At 62.1% G+C, this 6,944-nt stretch carries 5 protein-coding genes; all 5 read left to right on the top strand.

Going from position 1 to position 6,944, the window contains the following annotated elements; translation table 11 throughout:
- Nucleotides 1-998, top strand: a 998-nt coding sequence (locus B7G66_RS09715; RefSeq protein WP_369688283.1) for a carbohydrate ABC transporter permease, incomplete at its 5' end; no start/stop codon positions are given.
- Nucleotides 995-1,810 (top strand): carbohydrate ABC transporter permease, encoded by an 816-nt coding sequence (locus B7G66_RS09710; RefSeq protein ID WP_048859147.1) that lies wholly within the window; start codon nt 995-997, stop codon nt 1,808-1,810. The genes B7G66_RS09715 and B7G66_RS09710, both read left to right, overlap by 4 nt.
- A complete protein-coding gene (locus B7G66_RS09705; protein ID WP_003621350.1) occupies nt 1,807-3,033 on the top strand; it encodes an ROK family transcriptional regulator in 1,227 nt (408 codons plus the stop codon). Before B7G66_RS09710 ends, B7G66_RS09705 begins: the two co-directional genes overlap by 4 nt.
- A gap of 54 nt (nt 3,034-3,087) precedes the next feature.
- On the top strand, nt 3,088-4,239 hold the full coding sequence (locus B7G66_RS09700; protein WP_003621348.1) for an ABC transporter ATP-binding protein: 1,152 nt from the start codon (nt 3,088-3,090) through the stop codon (nt 4,237-4,239).
- 62 nt (nt 4,240-4,301) lie between these two features.
- Nucleotides 4,302-6,629, top strand: coding sequence for a GH92 family glycosyl hydrolase (locus B7G66_RS09695; protein WP_003621346.1), 2,328 nt, complete (start codon nt 4,302-4,304; stop codon nt 6,627-6,629).
- Nucleotides 6,630-6,944 lie beyond the last annotated feature (315 nt).

The raw sequence follows: 6,944 nt of genomic DNA, 5'->3' as shown, positions 1-6,944 counted from the left end.
GGCCCTGCCGATTGTCATGGCGGGGCTGGGTGAACATTCGGGCATCATCGGCGCGGCCCTTGCCGCACGCGCGGCGATCTGACGGCCCGATGCACCGTCCCGCCCCCTTTGCGGCGCGCACCCTCGACTGGCGGCCATGGCTGCTGGTCGCGCCTGCGCTGCTGGTACTGGCGGCGATCATTGTCGTGCCACTGGGCCGGACGGTGTGGCTTGCGCTGCATGCGGACCCGCACGGCTTCGCCAGGGCGCGCACCGGATGGGGAATGGGGAATTTCGTCATGCTGGCGCACGATGCGGCATGGTGGCAGGCCATGCGCACGACGCTGACATTCGCCATCGCCGCCGTGTCGGTGGAAACGGTGCTGGGGCTGCTTGTGGCCCTTGTACTGCTTGACGCCAGCGCACGCATGCGTGGGATCGTCCTGCCGCTTGCGCTGCTGCCATGGGCGATTCCCGCCGTGGTGGCGGCACGGCTGTGGAACTGGATGCTCAATGACCAGTACGGGATCATAAACGCGCTTCTTGTCCATTGCGGGATCATCACGCATGGCATCGCATGGACCGGCTTTCCGGGCGGGATGGTTGCGGTCATGGTCGGGATCGACGCATGGCAGGCAACGCCGTTCATGGCGTTGCTGTGCCTGGCCGGGCTGCTGTCCCTGCCACCCGAAATCATGGAGGCGGCGCGGGTCGATGGCGCAAGCGCATGGCAGCGCCTGCGTTACATCACGCTGCCGCTGTTACGTCCTGTCATCGGGATTGCGGCACTGTTCCGCCTTCTGGATGCGCTGCGCATGTTTGACCTCGCCAGTGTCCTGTACGGCAGCGACATGGCGGGGATGAGCCTGTCGGTTTTCGTGCAGGCACAGATCGTGCAGTTCGGGGCCCCGTGCTATGGCGCCGCAGCGGCCCTGGCGACGCTTGGCGTCATCGGCCTGACGGTGGGGCTGCTGTGGGTCTGCCTGCGCGCACCAGTGCGGCGGGGGGATGTGGCATGATGGCCCGCCGCGCCATACGGGCGGGCGCGCCCGCCATCGTGGTGGCGCAGGCGCTGTTCCCGCTCTACTGGGCGCTGGTCACATCCTTCCGCCATGGGCCTGCGCTGTTTTCGGCCATACCCTTCGCCATGCCGGATTTCAGCAATTACCGCGTCCTGCTGTCGGATATGGGCCTGTGGCGGGAGGCCGCCAATTCGGCGCTGTGCGCGGGGGCGGTCGCAATGATCTCCATGCTGTTGGGCATCCCGGCGGCCTATGCGCTGGGGCGGCTGCATTTCCATGGGCGACGCGCGGTGCTGGCGATGCTTCTGGGATGTTCCATGCTGCCGCAGATCGCCATCCTGTCCGGCCTGTTCGAGGTCATCTGCGCACTGGGGCTGTATGACCGTCTGGGCAGCGTCATCTTCGCGGACCTCTTTTTCGCACTTCCCTTTACCATCTGGCTGCTGTCGGGATTTTTCCGCGACCTGCCACGCGACCTTGACGATGCCGCGCGCCTGGACGGATGCGGGATGGTGCGGCGCCTGTTCAACATTCACCTGCCCCTGCTGTGGCCGGGACTTATCGCAACGGGACTCCTGACTGTCATGAACTGCTGGAACGAATTTCTTTTTGCCTGCACCTTCACCCTGAGCGATTCCGCCCGTACGCTGCCGGTCGGCATCGGGCTGATTTCCGCGCCGAGCCGTTTTGAACTGCCTTTCGGAACCATCATGGCCGCCTCCCTGCTTGCCACCGTGCCCCCCATTGCCCTCGTACTGCTTTTCCAGTCCCGCATCGCAGCCGGCCTGACGGCCGGAGCCGTCAAATGAGCGCGACATCAGGACCGGACGGTGCGGGGCAGGCCTATTCACGCATCTATAACCGGCGTCTTATCTTTGAACTGCTGCATCAGGCCGGACCGCTAAGCCGCGTGGATATCGCCGAACGCATTGGCCTGAAACCACAGACGATTTCAGGCATCACGCGCGAACTCCTCAACCAGGGCCTGATACAGGAGGTGGGGAAATCCGTCGGGCAGCGCGGGCAGCCCCAGACCTACCTCGCCCCCAACCCGGAGGCAGGATATTCGCTGGGAATGCATGTGGACCGGGGGCACATTTCCATCGTGCTGGGGGATCTGCTGCTTAATGTCACAAAACGCATGGAATGGGACGGGGATACGACCGACCCTGTCCAGACGACGGCGGTTATGGCCGACCTGGTGGAGGCGGCGATCACCGCAGGCGGCATCCCCAAGAACCGGATCTGGGGCATCGGCCTGGTGCTGCCGACCCTGAATGCCGACACGTACGAGGCGGAAATGACGATGCCCGGATGGGACCTGTGGCGTGGTTTCGACGTTGCGGGCACCCTGGGGACACAGGTAGCGTTGCCGGTACTGCTTGAAAACGACGCGACCGCAGCAGCCGTGGGCGAACTGTTTTCCCATCCGGGCACGGCCCCGCGCAATGCCGTGCTGATCTATATAGGCTATGGCACCGGGGCGGGCATCGTCGTTGATGGCATGCCCATGAAGGGCGCACGCGGCAATGCCGGGGAACTCGGCCTGCTGCCTCTGCCCGCGCCATGCGCCGACACGGGGGGCGCGGGCGTGATTGACGACCAGCTCTCCCTCCACGCCATTGCGCGGCTGCTGCAACGCCCAAGCGAGGAACTGACCCCCGACATGCTGGGCACGTTGCATGCGCGGCGTGACAGCAACCTGATGCGATGGATGGAAACGGCGGCGCAGACGCTGCGCTTCCTCGTGGCGGTGGTGGAGACCGCGTTCGACCCGGAGACGATCTTCCTTGGCGGGGTGCTGCCGCCCTCCATGCTTTCGGCCCTGGTGGAACGTGCCTATCCGCTGCTCCCCTCGCTCAGCGCCGTGCGCGAACGCGACCTGCCCCGCCTGGTGGTGGCAAGCCTGCTGGCGGATGGCCCGGTGGTCGGGGGCATGACTCTGCCGATTTTCGTCAATACGCAACCCGATTTCCGGCACCTGTATATCCGCCAGGTCGGCAGTGACGAACGGCCCTTCGACCATCGCTGAGGGAGGGGCGTCACATGTGGTTTCGCCTCTCTGCCCCGCTGGAAACAAGCCCCGATGACGACACTTACGCTTAAGAACATCCGCAAGTCCTATGGTTCGGGGGAGATCATCAGGGGGGTGTCCCTGACGGTCGGGCATGGTGAATTCACCGTGTTCGTCGGTCCATCTGGCTGTGGCAAATCGACATTGCTGCGCATGATCGCCGGGCTGGAGGAAATCAGCGGGGGGGACCTGCTGATCGACGGGCAGCGCGTCAACGATGTCGGCCCGGCCGGGCGCGGGCTGGCGATGGTGTTCCAGTCCTATGCGCTCTATCCGCACATGACTGTCTACCAGAACATGGAATTCGCCCTGAAGCTTGCGAAAATACCCAGGGCGGAACGCCATGCAAGGATCGGGGCGGTGGCCCGGACACTCCAGCTTGAACCTTACCTTCAGCACAGGCCCGCGGCACTGTCGGGGGGACAGCGCCAGCGCGTGGCCATCGGGCGGGCGATCGTGCGCAACCCGCGCCTGTTCCTCTTTGACGAACCCCTTTCCAACCTTGACGCGGCCCTGCGGGAACGGATGCGCGTGGAACTGGCGACACTGCACCGTCGCCTGGGGGCCACAACAATCTATGTCACCCATGATCAGGTCGAGGCGATGACGCTGGCCGACCGGATTGTCGTCCTCAACAAGGGCGTGGTCGAACAGGTGGGCGCGCCGCTTGAACTTTATCATCATCCGCGCAACCTGTTCGTCGCACGTTTCATCGGCATGCCGCCGATGAACCTGCTGCCCGCGCATGTCCGTGGCGCGGATGCGCGGGGCATGCACCTGATTCTGCCTGATGGGGGGGAGGCGCGCGCATGTGTCACCACCAGCGACAGCCTGGATGGCACGGATGTCACGCTGGGTATCCGCCCCGAACATATCTGTCATATCCGTCCCGGCCCCGCAGGTGCTGACGCGGCGGGGGAGAATGTGCAGCATGGCAGGATCATGCTGGTCGAACATCTTGGCGCGCTGAGCCATGTGCATGTACGCCTTGCCACGGGGCATGACCTTATCATCCAGACCCATGATGGCGGCGGACTGTCACGCGATGCCCCCATCACGTTTTCCCTGTCGGCACAACATTGCCAGGTTTTTGATTCCCATGGCCGCGCCATGACACGCATGCCCCTGACGGCAGGCGCACATGCAGCAGGACACAAAACGTAGCAGCCTTTCTCCAATTCCCATCACCCAATTCCCATCACCCAATTCCCAGTCGAGAAACAGCGATGCAGCCATGCCACCGACGCGCCTTCCTGCTGAGCGGGACCAGCGCACTCCTGACCGCCTGCCATGCGACAGGCGGGAAATCTTCCTTTCCCGTCACGAAAGGGGAGAACGGAAACCTTGGGACATTGGTGGACCCGTTTATCGGAACGGGGGGACACGGACATACCTATCCCGGTGCCAGCGTGCCCTTCGGGATGGTGCAGGTCAGCCCGGACACGGACAATACGCGCTGGGACTCCGTCTCCGGCTATCATATCGACGACCCGACGATGCTGGGATTTTCGCACACACATCTCAGCGGGACAGGCGTGGGGGACATGCTGGATGTCCTGCTGCGTCCGGGGCAGGGCCGGGTGACGCTTGACCCCGGAAGCCTCATGCATCCGCAGGGCAGCTACCGCGCGCGCTTCCGCCACGAGGACGAACAGGCTGAACCCGGATATTACCGTGTGCGCTGGCCCGACGAAGGTATCGTGTCGGAACTGACGGCCACGGGACGGGCCGGCATGCAGCGCTATCACTTCGAAAGGGACGGGGAAGCGTTTGTCCTCCTCGACTTCACGCACGGTATCCGCACGGATAATAACCGCCCGACCAGGGTGCATGATGCGTCCCTGTGCTGGTCGGGCGCTCTGCTCAGCGGATCGCGCATGGTGTCTGAATGGGCGTCAGGACGTGAGATCTGCTTTGCGCTGGAGTTTTCCCCTGCCCCGCACCATGTCGCCTTCTTCGTCGATGACCAGCCCGCCGCCGATGGCACGACGACGGTTTCCGGCACGTCACTCAAGGCCGTATGCCATTTCGGCAGGGCACGTGACATCATCACCCGGACAGGTATTTCCAGCGTCGATGTGAACGGCGCGAAGCACAATCTTGCCACCGAAATCACGGACTGGGATTTTGATGGCGTGCGGGCGCGGGCACGGGCGGAATGGGAAAGTTACCTGCAACGGATCGGGATATCGGGGGCGACATCACACCAGCACCGCATCATGCGTACCGCGATGTATCATACCCTGCTGGGGCCGACACGGATCAATGACTGCGACGGTCGTTACCGGGGGCTGGACCGGCAGGTACATACCCTGCCGCCAGGACGGAAGGATGCCTATTCAACCTATTCCATATGGGACACCTATCGCGCCGAACATCCATTGCTGACGCTGCTGTGTCCTGAACGGGTGCCTGATATTGTCCAGAGCCTTGTCGAGATGATGAAGCAGTCGGGGGGACAGGTTCCGGTCTGGCCGCTGCAGGATGTCGATACGCAGTGCATGACCGGCTACCACGCCGCAAGCGTGGTGAGCGAAGCCGCGAACAAGGGGTTTGGGGGCATCGAATATGCCGCCGCATGGCGGGCGATACGCAGGCGCGCATTCGCCAGCACCGATGGCGGGATGGGTGAATATCGCCACAGGGGCTGGATACCGGCGGATCGGGTGGGGGAATCCACATCAAGGACCGTCGAATACAGTTTTGATGATTGGGCCGCCGCACAGCTTGCCACCCGCAATGGCGCACGCGCGGATGCACGTACCCTTTTGGCGCGGTGTCATTCCTATCGGAACCTTTATGATTCCCACACGGGTTTCATCCGCCCTCGCCTTGCCTCCGGCCGCTGGGCGGAACCGTTCAGCGCCAATGAAATGGGCCATTCAGGCCAATGGCGCGATTATACCGAAAGCAACCCATGGCAGGCGACCCTGCTGGCGCAGCATGACGTATATGGCATGATGGACATGATGGGGGGTGAAGGAAAATTCCTGTCCTTCCTCGACGGCATCTTCGCCGCCAACCCCGCGCTTCCACCTGACGCACCGCCGGATATCTCTGGCCAGATGGGACAATATGCACATGGGAACGAACCCAGCCATCATATTGCCTATCTGTACGCCTATGCCGGGCGACCGTGGCAGACACAGGACCGTGTGCGCATGATCCAGACGCAACTTTACGCGCCCCGGCCCGACGGCATGGCGGGCAACGAGGATGTCGGACAGATGAGCGCCTGGTTCATCCTGTCGGCGCTGGGCTTTTACCCGGTAGATCCGACAACGGGGATTTATGTTTTCGGAAGCCCGCTTTTCACATATATGCATTTACAAACCACCGGCCCGCGCGCCCTGGTCATCGAAGCGCCAGAGGCCAGTGATACGCGACGTTTCATACGCGGGGTTTCATGGAACGGGCAGCCATGGACGAAAAGCTGGATATCCCACCAGCAGCTTGCCAATGGCGGCGTACTGCATTTCGATATGGCCGATGAGCCGGATTACACATTCGGCAAGGAGCACAAGGACCGCCCACCCAGCCTGGGTCGCACATGAGCGCGAGAATTTTCACGAACTGTTTGAAACGAAATGCTTCATGGAAACTGATAAAATCATTCAGTTTTTTCATGAGAGAAAATTTTCAGAGATGTTTAAAAAACCTTTTCCAGAACTTTCATGATTCAGGCAGGTTGCCCGTCCCGCCTGTTACAGGATTCTTGAACAATTTTCGCCAGCACTACACTGAAACAATGGAAGTTTTTCTTAAATCATCGCATTTTCAAAATATTAAAGTGAAAATGACATTTCCCATCAATACAACACAGGGAAAGTTTTTGGGTGCCGCCTTTTTTCAAAAAGGCGGCGTCTTCT

The organism is Novacetimonas hansenii JCM 7643 (assembly GCF_000964405.1).
Classification (GTDB): domain Bacteria; phylum Pseudomonadota; class Alphaproteobacteria; order Acetobacterales; family Acetobacteraceae; genus Novacetimonas; species Novacetimonas hansenii.
Note: the sequence above shows the minus strand (reverse complement) of the source record. Positions and strands in the feature narration are given on the sequence as shown.

What these genes read in the sequence shown, in the direction of transcription:
- B7G66_RS09700 (WP_003621348.1), top strand. Translation starts at nt 3,088, where the DNA reads ATGACGACACTTACGCTTAAGAACATCCGCAAGTCCTATGGTTCGGGG.
- B7G66_RS09710 (WP_048859147.1), top strand. Translation starts at nt 995, where the DNA reads ATGATGGCCCGCCGCGCCATACGGGCGGGCGCGCCCGCCATCGTGGTG.
- B7G66_RS09705 (WP_003621350.1), top strand. Translation starts at nt 1,807, where the DNA reads ATGAGCGCGACATCAGGACCGGACGGTGCGGGGCAGGCCTATTCACGC.
- B7G66_RS09695 (WP_003621346.1), top strand. Translation starts at nt 4,302, where the DNA reads ATGCAGCCATGCCACCGACGCGCCTTCCTGCTGAGCGGGACCAGCGCA.